This window comes from Rhodococcus sp. NPDC056960 (assembly GCF_042674125.1).
GTDB lineage: Bacteria > Actinomycetota > Actinomycetes > Mycobacteriales > Mycobacteriaceae > Rhodococcus_F.
Window position 1 is genome coordinate 1 of the sequence record NZ_JBHURF010000051.1, and the last position, 15004, is coordinate 15004.

The 15004-nt window shown below is 63.0% G+C and carries 11 protein-coding genes and 1 pseudogene; 3 read left to right on the forward strand and 9 right to left on the reverse strand.

The annotated features are described in order from the left end of the window. Positions 1-1082 precede the first annotated feature (1082 nt). The 7 genes from ACFTWF_RS42720 to ACFTWF_RS42750 form a co-directional block, all read right to left on the reverse strand. Positions 1083-2507, reverse strand: a complete 1425-nt coding sequence (locus ACFTWF_RS42720; protein ID WP_378467106.1) for a peptidoglycan DD-metalloendopeptidase family protein — start codon at positions 2505-2507, stop codon at positions 1083-1085. Between the two features lie 227 nt (positions 2508-2734). Next, a complete protein-coding gene (locus tag ACFTWF_RS42725; RefSeq protein WP_378467107.1) occupies positions 2735-5014 on the reverse strand; it encodes a hypothetical protein in 2280 nt (759 codons plus the stop codon). Continuing rightward, positions 5011-7521 (reverse strand): ATP-binding protein, encoded by a 2511-nt coding sequence (locus ACFTWF_RS42730; protein ID WP_378467108.1) that lies wholly within the window; start codon positions 7519-7521, stop codon positions 5011-5013. Before ACFTWF_RS42730 ends, ACFTWF_RS42725 begins: the two co-directional genes overlap by 4 nt. 14 nt (positions 7522-7535) lie before the next feature. Further along, complete coding sequence (locus ACFTWF_RS42735; RefSeq protein ID WP_378467109.1) at positions 7536-8156, reverse strand: hypothetical protein; 621 nt, start codon at positions 8154-8156, stop codon at positions 7536-7538. Between the two features lie 159 nt (positions 8157-8315). Continuing rightward, positions 8316-8642, reverse strand: coding sequence for a hypothetical protein (locus tag ACFTWF_RS42740; protein WP_378467110.1), 327 nt, complete (start codon positions 8640-8642; stop codon positions 8316-8318). A gap of 6 nt (positions 8643-8648) precedes the next feature. After that, the gene (locus tag ACFTWF_RS42745; RefSeq protein ID WP_378467111.1) at positions 8649-9857 is read right to left on the reverse strand and encodes a conjugal transfer protein; all 1209 of its coding nucleotides are present in this window, start codon (positions 9855-9857) and stop codon (positions 8649-8651) included. After that, a complete protein-coding gene (locus ACFTWF_RS42750) occupies positions 9854-10117 on the reverse strand; it encodes a hypothetical protein (protein ID WP_378467112.1) in 264 nt (87 codons plus the stop codon). Before ACFTWF_RS42750 ends, ACFTWF_RS42745 begins: the two co-directional genes overlap by 4 nt. 335 nt (positions 10118-10452) lie before the next feature. On the opposite strand from ACFTWF_RS42750, the gene ACFTWF_RS42755 reads away from it, so the two are divergent. Genes ACFTWF_RS42755 through ACFTWF_RS42765 form a run of 3 tightly spaced genes read left to right on the forward strand, consistent with a single transcriptional unit; the run spans position 10453 to position 13581 of the window. Continuing rightward, complete coding sequence (locus tag ACFTWF_RS42755) at positions 10453-11289, forward strand: sigma-70 family RNA polymerase sigma factor (RefSeq protein WP_378467113.1); 837 nt, start codon at positions 10453-10455, stop codon at positions 11287-11289. Continuing rightward, a complete protein-coding gene (locus tag ACFTWF_RS42760; protein ID WP_378467114.1) occupies positions 11289-11552 on the forward strand; it encodes a hypothetical protein in 264 nt (87 codons plus the stop codon). The genes ACFTWF_RS42755 and ACFTWF_RS42760 overlap by 1 nt, the downstream gene beginning before the upstream one ends. A gap of 16 nt (positions 11553-11568) precedes the next feature. After that, the gene (locus ACFTWF_RS42765; protein WP_378467115.1) at positions 11569-13581 is read left to right on the forward strand and encodes a cutinase family protein; all 2013 of its coding nucleotides are present in this window, start codon (positions 11569-11571) and stop codon (positions 13579-13581) included. Between the two features lie 603 nt (positions 13582-14184). Here ACFTWF_RS42765 and ACFTWF_RS42770 read toward each other — a convergent pair. Both ACFTWF_RS42770 and ACFTWF_RS42775 read right to left on the reverse strand, forming a co-directional pair. Then, positions 14185-14535, reverse strand: coding sequence for a DUF2510 domain-containing protein (locus ACFTWF_RS42770; protein WP_378467128.1), 351 nt, complete (start codon positions 14533-14535; stop codon positions 14185-14187). A 66-nt stretch (positions 14536-14601) separates the two neighbouring features. Continuing rightward, positions 14602-14703 (reverse strand): annotated as a pseudogene (locus ACFTWF_RS42775) (DUF2510 domain-containing protein); the annotation flags it as partial. Between the last annotated feature and the right edge of the window lie 301 nt (positions 14704-15004).

The window sequence follows — 15004 nt, forward strand, 5'->3', positions numbered from 1 at the left end:
TCCCCAGCAATAACAGACCGAGCAAACTGTACTGGCAGAGAAACGGGAATGAGCAAGATTGACTGACAAAAAGGACGATCGACTGTCACAGGACATCTGCTGAGTCGGCATCAGATGCACAGAGCCGGGACATCCCTGTCCTGGCTCAGTGGATCTGGCGAGATCGCAGAGGCCGCACCTGCTGCTCGCCAGGTCTATTGAGTCGCCGCGGCGACTGGCGAGCATGGAACTCGGTGCCTCGATTCATTCCCGATCGCGGGTGACCACCTCGGATTCGCCAGGTTCACTGAGCCCTCCGCCAGATAGACCGCCACACTCGCCATATTCAATGAGCCGGCGCCACCTTCACCGAGTCAGGACAATCCCCGATTTGCACCACCACCCCATTGACACGTGGGTTACGCTCCGACTAGCACAACGAAGAGAGCATCGACGGAGCGAATCCCCCGCGTAGGGATATATTTCCGCTCAGGCAACAACCCATCTCACGCGTGTTGATCCGTTCCTTGACCCTCGCGTGCGTACCTGTCCTTGGTGCCATGCCACTGATCTCGCTGGTCTCGCACAACGATCGCGAACCCGTCCCAACGCCGTCCCGCCACCGCCGGCATTCGTTAACGGGTTCAACCGGCAGGGCTCCTCTGAACGAACCGTTCGCCGTTGCCGCTCGCTCGCGGCAGGGGCGGAAGAAATGGTTGCTCCTCCCGTCCGAGTAACGCTGCCGGCCGGGCAGCAGTCAGTTACCCTGGGCCTGGGTTTGCAGTACGAGTTTCGAATGCGCCAACTTTCGACCTCACCTCAGAAAAGTGACGGCCCGGCCAAGGCCATAAGAGGAGGACCTGCCAAGTTCTCCTCGCGAAAACACCGCCGCCAGGGGGTTTTCGTGTCGCTGAAGATCTGCGCTGATGCCCCGAGGCGGGACCGCTTACCCCTTATTGCCAAGGGGTCGGACTTCACCCGGGACGGGCATGAATTCGCCTCACCCTGCCCGAGTGCGCACTTTCCACTACTACCGAGCGGTGGGTGGCCGGCCTTAGTGCCGGGCGCCGATCTTCGGTGTGGCAATAACGTCCGAGTGAGTGTCAGGCCGCCAACTTCTTCATGTGCTCACGCACGGCCGGCACGTATGCCTGAGTCTGGCCGAATGGCGGAATCCCGCCGTAGGTGACGACGGCACCCTCCCCGCCGTTGTAGGCGGCGATGATCAGATCGGTGAAGTCGCCCTTGACGGCTCCACTGTCGTGATGCGGTCGAAGGTAGTCGGCGATGTGGCAGAGATAGCGCCCTTCCGAGGCGATCGCGTCGTACGGATTGAACGGGTCGGCAGCGTTCGGTGGTTCCGCTTTTCCGCTTCGATCTAGACCTGAATCCGTACCGAAAGCCTTCCAGGTCTCCGGCATGAACTGACTCATTCCTTCGGCGCCGCCCTGGTTTACGCCATCGCCCTTGCTGACCGCCGTTTCGTTGAACCCGGACTCTTGTTGAACGATGCCGGCAACCAGAACCGGGCTCACCTCGGGGCACAGAGACCCAGCAACCGAGACTGCGTTGGTGTATTGCGGCGGGATGCTGCCAGGGGCGAACTTGGTCTGATCACCGCCCTCTGGCGGGCACGGCTCAGCGGCGGTCGTACCGCCCGGAGCGCTGCCGTACTTGGTGTCTCCAGTCGGCATCCCGCCGCCCTTGAGTGTCACGTGTACGTGGTCGAAGTGGTTTGCGGTGTAGCCGTGGCGGTCCTCCATCAGCGACCAGTCACCGGTGCCATCCCAGTAACGCTGTTGCCAGATCACGTACTCGACGTTGAGGGCCATTTTGTTCTGTTGGAGGTACAGGGCGATCTTGTCGCCGAGCGCCTTCCCTTGGGCGCTCGCGGAGTCGGGAATCATGATGTCGACCGCGCGCCCGTCGGGGTGGTCCTGGGCGACGTCGTCCGTTGGGCGCCATCCGCCGATGGTTTTTACTTCGGGGAAGGCCACCGCGATTGTGCGCATGACGCGGATCGAGTCGACCTGCATGTGCGCTTCGCTGCCTTTGTCAGCGGGCAGCGGCGGGAGATCTCCACCGGTGGAATCGGTATGTGCGACCAGCTCTGCTGGTCCTCCACTCGACGAGATGGTTCCTTGTTGCTTGAGCCACGCAATGGGATCTACGCCGCCGCCCAGTGACCAGCCTCCGGGGTAGATGCCGAAGTGAAGATGCGGTCCGCTCGACTGTCCTTCGCTCCCCACCTTGCCGATCAGTTGGCCCGCTGTGACCTTGTCTCCGGTGTGGACGAGGACCCCGGACGCCTGCATGTGCCCGTACAGGGATTCGACGATCTGGCCCTCGATGGTGTGCCGGATCCGAATCCAGTGTCCGTAGCCGGCGGCGGGCTCGGCGGCGATGACTTCGCCGTCACCAGCGGCGTAGAACGGGGTGTCCAGTGGTGCTGCGTAGTCCTGGCCGTCGTGCATGCCTCCCGCGCGCAGACCGAAGGGTGAGCTGATTGTGTAGGTGCCTTCGGCCATCGGGACCGCGAGGGATCCGGGCTTGAGTCCCATGAGGCTGCCGCCCCGGGCGTCTGGCACAGGTCGACCGCAGTTCGTGTCACTACCCGTCGTCGCGAGGATGACCAGTATCGGAGCCATCATGATGACCATGGCGAAGGCGGGTATCCCGGCGAGCAGCCACCACCACCTTTTCGGGCTGCCTTCCTGTGTGTCCGGGGTCGACGGTGGTGTGTCGAGGAGCGTCATCAGTGAGCTCGGTGGGCCAGTGCGCTCGGCTTGACTACCGGCGCGGATCCGGACTGCGCGGCGGCAGCGAGCAGCTGAGCAGTCTTCGACGCTGAACCGTTGGGGATCCCTGTTTCAGGAGAGGCTTGTCTGCCTGGTCGCGGGGTGCGGCTCGGTGTTGTCGGCAACATCACCGGCGCCCCAGATGTGGTGGTGAATGCGCGGAATCGGCGACCGTCAGGGCCGCTGGTTGTCGTGGCCGAGGCGCGGACCGGGCCGGGGTTGGGGGCCGGCAACGAGGGGGCGACCCCGATGGGGTGTTTGATGCCGGCCTTGTCCGACACCGCCGTCTTCGACAGTCGACTTCGGACAGCGTCGGCAGCAGCGTTCGTAGCGGCGGTTCCGCGACTGGTCTGGGCACCGACCGGGCCTGAGGTGGACTTCGGGTAGCTGTCGGGGTCGGCGATCGAGTCGACCTTGTTCTTCGCTCGCTTCGCGGTCGAGGAGAGGACCCGTCCGGCAACCAGCACTGCAGCTGCCCCGCCGGTTGCTGCGGTTGACGTGGCTCCGGCTGCGACTTTTCCGGTCGTTGCCGCGGCAGTGCCGGACTTCTTCGCTAGTGCTCCTGCCCCCTTCACCACGGCCTTACCGCCTTGGTACATGTGGCGTCCGTTGGCGGCCATCGCAGCGATGTCGCGTGCTGTGGTGGGCGTTGAGCGACTAATGGCGGTCGGCGCGGCGTTGGGCCGTTTAGCCAGAATTGTTGCCAGGTTGTCCGACATTCGCTTCATTCCCTTGACCGCTCGGCGGAAGAGGAGAAGTGCGGTGACCAGGAAGATGTCGACGAAGAACACTGTGCGGATCAGGTTCGATTCGTCTGCAGCGAAGAGATCCTCGACGACCATGACGTATCCCACGAGGAAGACGATGGCGAAGATCATCTGCAGCAACGCCATTGCGACGTTGGCAATGGTCCGCCAGAACTGCCCGCGCATCGATGGTGCGATGGCGAGGACGACTCCTGGTATCGATTTGATGGCATTGCCGATCGAGACACCTGCGGCGATGATCAATCGGCCGGCGAGGTAGATCGCGAAGGCCATCAGGAGTGCGCCGGCGAAGATCAGGAAGAACAGGCCCATTGCTTGTCCGGGACCGGGGTTGTCGGCATAGGCCTTCATCGGCCCGTCCTCCCCCTCACATGTGGCGATGGCATCTTTGACGCGGTCTTCGGGTTTCGCGTCGGGATTGATCAGGTCAAGGGTTACGCCTGCCCCAGGGGCGATCTCGGAGACGACGTCCTGCGCTTTGTCCGCGAGACCAGGCTCCTTGGGCTTCGCGAGGTACGCGGCGTCGAACTCTTTGACGCATTTCCCGTTGTTTTCCGGGGCATCGAGAACGACTCCGAAGTTGATCAGTTGCGTTGGTTGGCGGATGAACGTGTCGATGAGTTTCGATTCGATCGTTTCGATCTCGGTCTGCGGGTTTCCGCTGGTATCACCACCGTTGGCGAGCCCTGAGGCGACTTCCATGCCGGCATCTCGCGCCGACAGCACCAGCCCGTCGTCCCCTAGGACGCGATCGACCGGGTTCGAGAGAACGCCCACGGCCGCGGCCGCGATGACGCAGGACATGAGGAGCTCGTAGATTCCGGTGGAGAATCGGCCGCGGATGATCCAGATGGCGACGCTGAGTCCGGCGACTGTGAGCATCAGCGGGGTCAGCGTGAACTGGTCGGTGATGGAGGTGACCGAGTCGGCGATGGTGCGCACGGGCGTGAGGATCAGCTCGAGCCATTCGAACGAGAGCACCCAGGTGATGAACCAGATGGCCGTTGCCATCAGGAAGCGGAAGACCTCGTATTCGAGGGTGATGATGTACGCCCAGATCATGCGCCAGCCGCCGCCCACCGAGGCGTTGCCTTTGTCGATGGACAGGAAGTAGCCCCACGCGTCGATGCCGTGCGAATCTTTCAGATTCATCCAGGCGAAGAACGGGCTCGCACCGCCGCCGCCGGCGGGATCGGCAACAGCCGGGGTGGCCACGATCATCAAGATGGCGCCGGCCGCGTGCCAGCCGGCGATGACGCGGATGAGTAGCCGGCTCCACCAGCGTGCCCACAGCCAGCGGGTTACTGGACGGGTCAGGTGGATCAGTGCGGTCAGCCAGGATTGTGGAAACCATGCGGTGACGAGCCACAGCAGTGAGCGTTTGGCCGCGGCGCGGACACTGAAATACTCCCGGGGTCCGGGGGCGCCGACCACCTCCCGTTCACGGGAGGACGCCGCGGCCGCGGTCATGCTTTCCCCTGCTTGTTGTCCTTCGGAGTGGTCGACACTGCACTTCGGCGAGACTCGGTTGCCGGCAGCAGCGTCTTGATACGGCCGACGTTTCCGCTGCCATCGCGCATGTAACCTTCACCGCGGCGGTGAGGTTCGACGTATTTGTCTTTGCCGGTTACCGGGGCTGTCTGTTCCATGTACTGCTTGACCAGTCCGTAGTCGTCCGGGTCGAGGCCGAGCCATTCAATGGCGCGCTTGGCGAGGGTTTCGTCTGTATGACGGTGCGCGATGCGGGTCTTGATCAGTCCGCGCAGCTTCGGGGTGCCGAACGCGCAGTCCTGGTCGCCGAGTCCCACGGCGGCAGAGGACTTGCGGCCCTGCAGCACGAAGTCCTCGACGATGTCGACTCCGTCGTCGGCGCCCAGGAGGTGGTGGGCCTCGTCGACGAGGAACAACGCCATCTGGTTGGGGTCGGCGAAGCACTGTCCGCGGGCGACCTTCGCGATCAGGGTGTACACCGCGTGACCGAACCGCTTCTCCAGCGGCAGGTTCTCGTAGAGGTGTTGTTTCTCGGTCTGCAGCTGGGTCGGCAAGTCGACCTTGTGGGTGCGGAAAATGATGCCGGGAGCAGTAATGGGCAGCGGGGGTAGATCTTTGCCGAACAGTGCCGCCGCGTAGGTGCGGCGGGCGTAGACGTTCATTGCTTCGCCGAGATCTTGGGCGTGGGCGATCGGGCAAGCACCGGACAGGAGGTGTTCGGTCAGCTCGCCCAAACCCTGGTAGGGGTGCTCTGCGCGGTATTCGGGCTCGATCACTTTTGCCAAGGCGATGCCCAGGTCTGAGGATGGCTGGATCCGGAGCAGTGTCAACAGCACGGACTGGGCCATTTCTGCTGCGAGTCCGGCCTCGAAGATCCTTAGTGGATCCATGCTGTATTCGGGTTCGACGAGGTCGACCACGACTGCCTCGGTGACGGCGCGGGCCCAGTTGGCGTACTCGCCGAGATCGCTTTGGTCGATGCCGATGACCTGCCCCCCGCAGTCGACGACCTGGCCGGCGATCACCTTCATGGTGACCGACTTGCCCGATCCGAGCTCACCGGTGACCGCGAAGGATCCGGACTGGTCGCGCAGGGACTTTCCGGCGACGTCGTGGTGAACCACACTGATCCGAGAGGTGGTGATGTTCAGTGCCAACAGCGGACCGCTGCCATCGCCGAGATCGTTGCGAATGAACGGCATGTACGCCGCGAAATGCGTCGATGTGGTGATCTGCGCGAACTCGCGGACGATCTTCGAGGTGGGGACGCCAGGCAACATCGCCCACCACAGGTCTTCCTGGTAGCCGACCGGCGCGACCACCTTGTATTCCTGCTGTTCGAACGCTTTCACCAATGCCTTCGCATCAGCGAGTGCACGCTCCTCGGAATCAGCTGCTACCGCGAACAACGCCGTCCAGGCAACCTCGACCTCATCGCGGTTCGTCTCAAGCAACGAGGTGTATTCGGTCAATGCGGCGGCAGCGAGGTCGAGAACACCTTGGCCGCCGGCCAACTCTCCTTCCCGCTGTTCGTACTGCTCCTTCAGGTTCTCGCGCGCGCGCTTGTTCGCTCGCATGACATCGGCACCGGCGGTGACCTTGAGCCGTACGGCGAAATCGACATCGATATCGCCGAAGTCGTCAGCGAGGGTGAAGAACTCCGAGCCGGGGAAATAGACGCCACCGGCGGGGGTGTCAGCGAGCGCGAGGAGCACTTGGTAGGAGGCAGGGTGGTCGACGAATTCGTATGGCTGGTCGACTTTCAGGACCCGACTGAACGTCGGGACCTTGCCTCGCCAACCCGAAGCCTTTTCTCGATCCGATTGGGCGCCCTCGTCGATCCGGCATGCGGACAGGGCGGCACCTGACTTTGCTCCTGGCGTCACGGCTGCGTCCGGCAGGTCAGGGTCGACATGCAGTCCGCGCGTCATCGCGTGCTGCCACAGCCACACCATCTGAGCGGGAGTGGCAGGTTGCGCAGCGAAGACACCGGGGATGTCGGCCATGATCCGGCTGGCCTGCCGGACCCGAGCCCGGATCTCATCGTCGTCAATTGCGGTCCGCGGCAGCCCGATGTAGTCGGAGAGTGTGGTCCAGGCCGAATGAGCGGCGGCCTTGACCTGATCGACGACCTTGGGAGTGGTCAGCGGAATGCTCAGCCAGTAGATCCTCTGCCCCGGGCGGTATAGCTCGATCGAGTCGAGAGTCGCTTCGCATTCGGTTGCCCAGTCCGGGTGTGCATCGAGATCGACGCCTTCGGTCATTCGGGAAACGACGGCTTCGGCGCTCAACGATGCTGCGATGCCCATCAACAGTGACTCGCCCGGAAGGGCGCGGACGAGCATCGTGTGCAGGGTACGAGCAGTGCGCTTGTCCACGTCGGGGCGGTAACCGTAGTCGATGCCCGTGAGAACGTAGTCCGCCCAGACAACGCCAGACTTCGTCCACCGGATGTTCGCGGCCATTGACAGTGTCGGCTGTTCCATAGTGGCGGTGCTTTCTACTCGGAGGTGCCTGCAGCAGCCAGAGCGAGGAGTTCCTTGACGCTCGATCGGCCGGCGCGATGGGTGGGCCCGCTTGCCGGTGTGGGCACCGGAGCGGAGGTCTGCGGTCGTGGTGCGACCGGTTCCGCCGATGCGGTTTCGGTGACCTCGGCGGTGGCGATGTGCACGGCCTGCGGGACGACCGTGGCGCTGAGTTCGGCGGCCGTGGGGTCGGCAGTGATGTAGCCACTCGGACGCACGAGGTGGGGTGGCCGGATGGTCACCCGGCGGCCGTTGATCTGGATCTTGGCACCGGCCGGCGCGAAGGCTGCGGCGCAGATTCCCTGTGCCACTGAGGCGGGGCTCCGGCCGGAAAACCGGAGTTTGCCGACGACAAAGACGGTGCCCAGTGACCAGAAGGCGAAGAATCCGACGTTCCAGGAAATGCTGTCCCGAAGCCACAGTGGATGCAGGAGCCACAGGAGCCCACCGACGATTGCGCCGCTGACTGCCTGCGGAACGGTATAGGGACCGAACGGCAGCTTCTTTCCGTCAGGTGTACGCCCGATCAGTTGCGGCACCTTGCGAGCGCGGGTGAAGTTCTTGATGACTTCCCCGGTGGTGCGCTCGTCGCTCATCGCAGCACCGGCCCACTCGTGACTTCATGCCGGCGAAGCCGCGAACCCGCTTCCGCGGTGCTGGCTACATCGAACATTGGAGCCCTCCTTGTAGAGGTCGGTCGCGCAATGAGGTCAGTGCCGACAAGGCGTCTTTCAGCCGGTGCGAGCGAGCGGAGATCACACGGGAAGGTCTAAGCCGGAACTCGGCTCGGCCACGATGTGCACCGCGGCGGGAGCGCTCTCCAACTCCTCACCTGTCGAGTCCTTCAGGACGTCCATGTTGAAGACGACCCACAGTGCTGCACCGCCGATGAGCGCTGAGGTGATGAGTCGGGCAACTGTGAATGAGGCCATGAGATTCTTGAGAAGGAAGAACAAAACGAGGCAACCGGCAGCCGACTGGAGGAGCAGCTTGCCATCGCTGGTGAACTCCTGCGCCTTGTCGAAAAGTCCTACGGCAAGTACCGCGTTGTGGGGATCGGTGGCTGCGAGCGCAATGGACATGATGGGCTACCTTCCGGATGAATGAGGATCGGTTCCTGACGGGGAAAAGAACGGCACGTCGCCGGCAGTCGGCACTGAAAGTGCGGGGGTCGACCCTGATTCAGACGAGGCGGGAACCTGACCTGAATCAGATGAAGCGGACTCCGGGGCACTCGCACTTGGTGGGATCGAGCGCGGTGCGGTCGTTGACGAGGATGGTGTCCGGGGTGCCGCCGGCGGGTACAACGGCGTTGCATCAATTGCGCTGACCTCCCACCGACCGCCGCGGGATGTCATCGTCAGCGCGTACTGCCCACTGACCGAATCGACCTCGGTGACTTTCTGCGCTGCCGTCACCAGGAGGCGCACCACATCACCGTCAGGCAGCGGTACCGATGCACTGGCAGCACTCAGGTCTTCCGACGAATAGACATCGGTGATTGCCACGCTGCGATACGGCGCCGGAACAATCGGTGCGATCGAAACCCCCGGCGTGAGATAGCGGGCTACTTCCCCGTTGCCGGTCAACATCGCGGACAGGAACTCGTGAGCGGACGTGGCGATGGGATGGTTGGCGACCCGGTACTTGTAGCCCAGCGTGACGTCGATCGAGGTCGACGGTTCAGCTACTTCGGCGGGGAGTGCGGCGGCCCTCACGCCCGCTTCGGTGACCACAACCGGCACCTGAAAGTAGCGACGAACTGTGGCCGCATTCGCGTCCGAGGCGGCTCGAACTGACACCGAGACCGTCACCGCGTATGTCCGTGACTTCTGCTCGTAGTCGATCGACGCGACGGCCGGATCAGTCGCGGCAAACAACGGCGCAGTCGGAAGACTGGGGCTTCCCGAGACGAAATGATCGAGTTCTTGTTCATTCCCACGCGATGCCTGGAGCCAGGCAACGACGAACTGCCGAGCAAGATCTTCGGCTTTCGCTTGACCGATTGTGTCGACCTCTGCGGTGTCTTCGGCGGCGTTGTCGGTGAGGTTCGAGGTGGGCGAGGATCCGAAGACGACGAGGATCAGGGCAACTATTCCGGCGCCGAGTGCGGCGAGGATTCCTGCCTTGAGAAGCCCGGTGGTCCACACCTGCCGAAGACCCCACTGTGCACGCTCCGCGCGCGCCAACTCCTCGGCTTCGTCGACAACGGAGTCGACGCCATTTTCAGTCGCGGGATCGGTCTTGCTCTTGGGGCTGCGGCCGAAGTAGTTGATTTTCGCGAGGTCGATTTTCATCGGATGCCGGCTTCTGTCGTCGGATCGGACGTTCTGCAATCGGGGACGGAATCCGCGATGTCGAATGCGGACGCCCGCGACAGCGCGGCGCGCGCGACTGGCGCTTCGACGAACACCAACAGCCACAGCGAAGTGCTCGCCTCTTCATCGAGAGGGTTCACCGCCAGGGCTGCCGCGATTCGGCGGATCTCCTCGGTGACGGCGTGCACGTAGCCGAGATCGTGCAGCTGGGCTTGCAGCGAGTTGTCGAGCTCGTGCATCCGGTCCTCCTGGCGACTGGGGTGTGGAAGAGCGCCACACAGAAAAAGTGGGCTTCTACTTGGAGGAAGATCCTGGTCCGGGGGCTTGAGTGACATCGCTCGCGAAACTTTGTTGAAGTTTTCTCTGCAGTCACCAAGGGGTTATTGCCTCAGCCGAAAGAGCGCACGTGAGGGGCACTCCCTGCCCACCGCCGCACAGCCGAAACCGTCACGGCAACAACGCCCTGGCAATAACGACAACCCCTCCGGCAACAACAAACACACAGGTCAGAGGCAATATCCGGTTGCTGCACTGGGCGCGAGACCACCTCGCCCGCGCCCAGAGGAGACCGATCGTGGAAACGTCCACCCACGCACCCACCGCCACCACAGCTTCACCGGCCACGCCGGTTCGCAGCACCGCGCAAACCAATCTGTACAGCCGCCTGAACACCGAGTGGATGTACCTCTGCGCTCGCCCCGCCGCCGAAGTCTTGACGTGGTCGGTGAGCCAGGCCGCGCTCCGTGAGGTGACGGATCTCAACGATCTCGCCGCAGCGCACCGCCGAGATCGTGATGGTGTGCTTCTGGCGCTGCTGACACTGCACCAGGAAGGAAGCGCCCTTGCCGGGCGAGCGCTACTGCAGCTGATGCTCGGCAAGCTCATCTCCCTGACGCGCCACGCACGGGTCAGTGGGCACGATCGGTATCACGCGTGCGATGAGAGAGCGGCCTCCACAGTGGCCACGTTCATGTCCCTGATCGCCACCTACAGGCCATCCGGTGAGAACGTCTACGCGGCGCTCTTCCTGCACACGCTGAAGAAGATCACGCGCGAGGAAACCTTCGCCCACGAGATCCCCGCCTCCGATGTCATCGACGAGTCCGACAGTGCTGAGAACGAACCGGAAGCGGACATCTCTGCTCCGGCTCTGCTCACCTGGGCGGTCGAAAAGAAGGTCATCAACGACCTCGATCGCACCCTGATTCATCGGGCATACCTCCAGCAGACCGATTGCGACCTGGCCGTGATCGCCGCGGAGATTGGGATGACTCCGGCAGCGCTTCGCCAGCGGCTCTACCGCGCGGTCACACGCATTCGCAAAAGTGTCGTCGCCTCCAACCCGCCGCCTTCTCGACCCCGGTTTGCACGCGGTCGTCGTCGGACTGCAACAACTACTGCGGCGATCTGATGACCCGTTCGCTCGCGCCTCTGTTCACCGTCATGGTCTTCATTGCGGCGGCGTTTCTTCTGACCGAAACGTCCTTGCTCCTCGAAGCGACGCGAGGATTCGATGCTGCACTCACCCACCCCACAATCGCTCGTCCCGGACTGCTCGCCGAGTCCTCGCATGTGATGAGCAGAGTCGCTCTCACTGTCGCTGACTTTCTCCCCCGCGACATCACCACTCATATCGACAGCGGTGGGGTCATCGTGCCGGCGCTGTATCGCTGACGAAAAGAGAACACTCATGACGAACCTTTACACACCAACTTCTGCGGGCGGTCGCGCCAACGACAGCGGCCGGGGTGCCCTGCTCGTCGCCTCCCTGCTCGCTGCACTCCTCGCCTCGCTCATCGCGGTTGGGTCGCCAAGTCAGGCCGGGGCGGCGCCGGCATCATCGGGCTGCCCGGCAGTGGAAGTGGTGATGATGCCGGGAACATTCGAGACGGACTCGACCGCTAATCCTGACGTCGCGAAAGGTCTGCTCAAGCAGGTAACCGATCCTCTTTCCCAGCTGTTCGGTAGCGCCATCAAGATCACCTATCCGGCGTACGAAGCGTCCGCCTTCAACAAGGGCAAGACCTATGGCACCAGTAAGGCATCTGGTATCGCGGCCGGCGCGCGCGTGATGCAGACCCGTGCAACGCAATGCCCGAACACTCTGTTCGCACTCGGCGGCTACAGCCAGGGTGCGGATGTGGCCGGCGACTTGGCATGGTTGATCGGACACGACAAGGGTCCGATCCCGGCAGTGAAGTTGATCGCTGTCGGTCTTATTGCCGACCCACGGCAGAGTTCGAATAGCGACAACACTCTCGTCGGTCCTGCCGTCGACGGTGTTGGGATCGCGGGGGCCAGGCCGGGCGGCTTCGGAAAGACAGCCGCAGTCACGCGTTCGTACTGCGCCCCCGACGACCTCTACTGCTCGACCAACGCCGGCAAGGATGGATTGCTCGCAGGACTTGGACGAGTGCTTGCGCAGCCTCCGACCGCTTCCGGCCCGCAGCAGAGCGATGGATCTCATCCCACCACCGCGGGTCTGCAGAACGCCTTGGTGTCCGACTACTCGAAGGTCAATCTTCCGGGACTGGCCGGCAACATCGAGACCCTGCAGCACCAGCTGCAGTCCAGCGCTCCGGACCTCGAGAGCATGGCATCGGCGGCGAAAGATGTTGCCAACACCCTTGTTCCGGTGGCCGATACGACCAGCTGGGTCACCCAGAATCCAACCGTGGAACAGACGCTCAAGACTGCGGACGCATCCACTCCCGAATACGCCGCCGGCCAGATCGTCGACAAGGTCAAAGGCATCGACCTGAGGAGTGCATTTCAGGCCGCGGACACCATCGCGCAGACGGTTCAGAATGCCTCCACACCAGATCAGGTGCAGCAGCTGCAGACGTCGGTGGACATCTTGTCCACTCAGGTCTCCCCCTTGGCCGCTACTCCGGCTGATGGTCTGTCACTCGCGGCGGACGCACTCTCGATCATCAAGCCGAGCGTGCTCATCAACCAGGTCACACATATCGGGACGAACGCATTCGACCTCGCCAACAACATCCCTGCAGTCCTCGACATCTTGTTCACCCGGATCCCGCACATTGTTCTCGATCCAGGTCTCGATCCGATGGCCAAGGTCAAGGCAGTCCACGCCGAGTTCGACCGCATCAATCTCCTGTTCGAGCCACTCATCAAGCTCGCCGCCGGGCTCGACTACAAGACCGCGGCGGCCCTGATCGCGATGATTCCCGACCCATCCGGCGCCGCACAGATCATCTCGATGATCGTCGGCCTCGTCGGGAATCTCGACATCATTGGTATGGCGAACACCGCCGGCGAACTCCAAAAGCAGCTCTGGCACGCCATCGAGACCGGCGACATCATCGGAGCCGGCCTCGGCGCACTCCCCCACATCCTCGACTTCGCGAAGATCGCGGTGGGCACACTCAGCGGTGGCCAGAAGACCGAGGCGTCCAAGCTCGGTTCGGTGTCTGCGGCCACGACGACCGGACAGCAGATCACTCAGCAGTCACAGGCTGGGGACCTTGGAGGGCTCGCCTCGAGCCTCACCGCCTTGGCAGGCTCTGACGGTGCAGACGCCCTGTCCCAGATCGGTGCTGAAGGGCTGAAATTCGCCTCATTCATCAGGTCCGGAACTCACCAGAACTACGGGGAGCTCGTCGTCGATGCATCAGGCACTACGGCCCTGCAGGACATGACCAACCACTTCCGCAATCCGATCGCCAAGGCCGTGGCGTAATCAGTCGTACCGAATCCGAACGGCCAGAGAAGGGTCTCGCCAAGTGCCGGCGGGCCCTTTTCGCCGTTTGGGGCACCGAAGGCCCCCGCCTGTCACACCGGCGGCACCTACTGGGTCCATGCCAGTTTCAAATCACTGACCTGAACCCCTCTGTCCGACGGATTACCGTTTTCTGTGTCGACCAAGAATGACGCGGAAATCGAGCTGCACGACGGCCAACCAGAATAGTGATCGCTGGGTGCTGAGATTGATTTGGTTCGTTCCTGCAGGAGTTCATCAGCGCAGGCGATCGAGTTCCCGTGCGTACAGGCTTATTGTCTGCAGGAGTATCTCGTTGCGTTCCCGAAGCCCGAGCACTTCTCTACGGAGCATGGTCCCCTCGTCATTGCCCTTCGCTGATGACTCCTCAGAGAGGGGTTCTGCTTCAGGCGCTTTCTGCGCTTTGACGGTCCACGTGCGCAAAGTTTCGGCCGGCATACCGATCTCCTGTCCGTTGGCCTTCGTCGCAAGGTAGGTCGAGTCGTAATCGCCCAGGCGGAACTGTCGGGTGTGGATCGATGACCGGTCACCGATCGGTGCCCCGACGTCCGGCTGACGGTGATCTCAGTTACCACGTGGCGGCATGGTGTTCGCTGGTTGGGTGTGCAACGTCCATTGCGTGCCGTCGTGCCACCGGACAAGGCTCGCGTCTTGCTGGTCCTGGTACCAACCAGCAGTGAGACCCGGCGCCGGCGCGACGACAACGTGCACGGGGGTAGGACGTCTGTCGCCGAGCCTGACGAGAGCGCGGACCACGAGTACTACGAGTGCGGCGATGCCGAGCACGAAGACCCAGAAGATGACCTGAATTCCTGAGACGTCAACGCCGACTCCGGATGCCAAGAGGATGATGGCGGCAATACTGCCCAGGAACCATAGAATCCCGCGCATACGTCTACCTTGTGCATCGGTCATGGTCTGCCGTCTGGGTCCGCCGATGCTCGGCGCCGCTTCCGGACTCGCAGTCTGGCTGGCCGACGGGATGGCACGAGTTTGCTCCGTCCACTCGGAGCCGGTGTACCAGCGGACGAGCCGTGGGTTCGCCGGATCCGGATACCAGCCTGGCGAAGTGGGAGTCGTCACCCGCGCATCACATCAGACGAAATGGTTGTGCGGTATCCATTGCGCGAATGTATTCGCCGTTGCGAAGAATTCGTTTGAGCTGCGCTCGGTTCTATCATCGAGCCGCCAACGAACTTCTCGTTGTGCACAGCGGGCCAGCTGAAGGCGCGTGAGCCCGGCAGTATTTGGTACGCCCCCAGGCCGCACCTCTCACGCGAAGCAGTCCAGGAGCGCAGCTACCCTGCACGCCATGGCTCCCCCTTCACCGTTTGAAGACCATGGTCGCGATCTGTTCGTCGCACACGTGACGACGTCAGGAAGC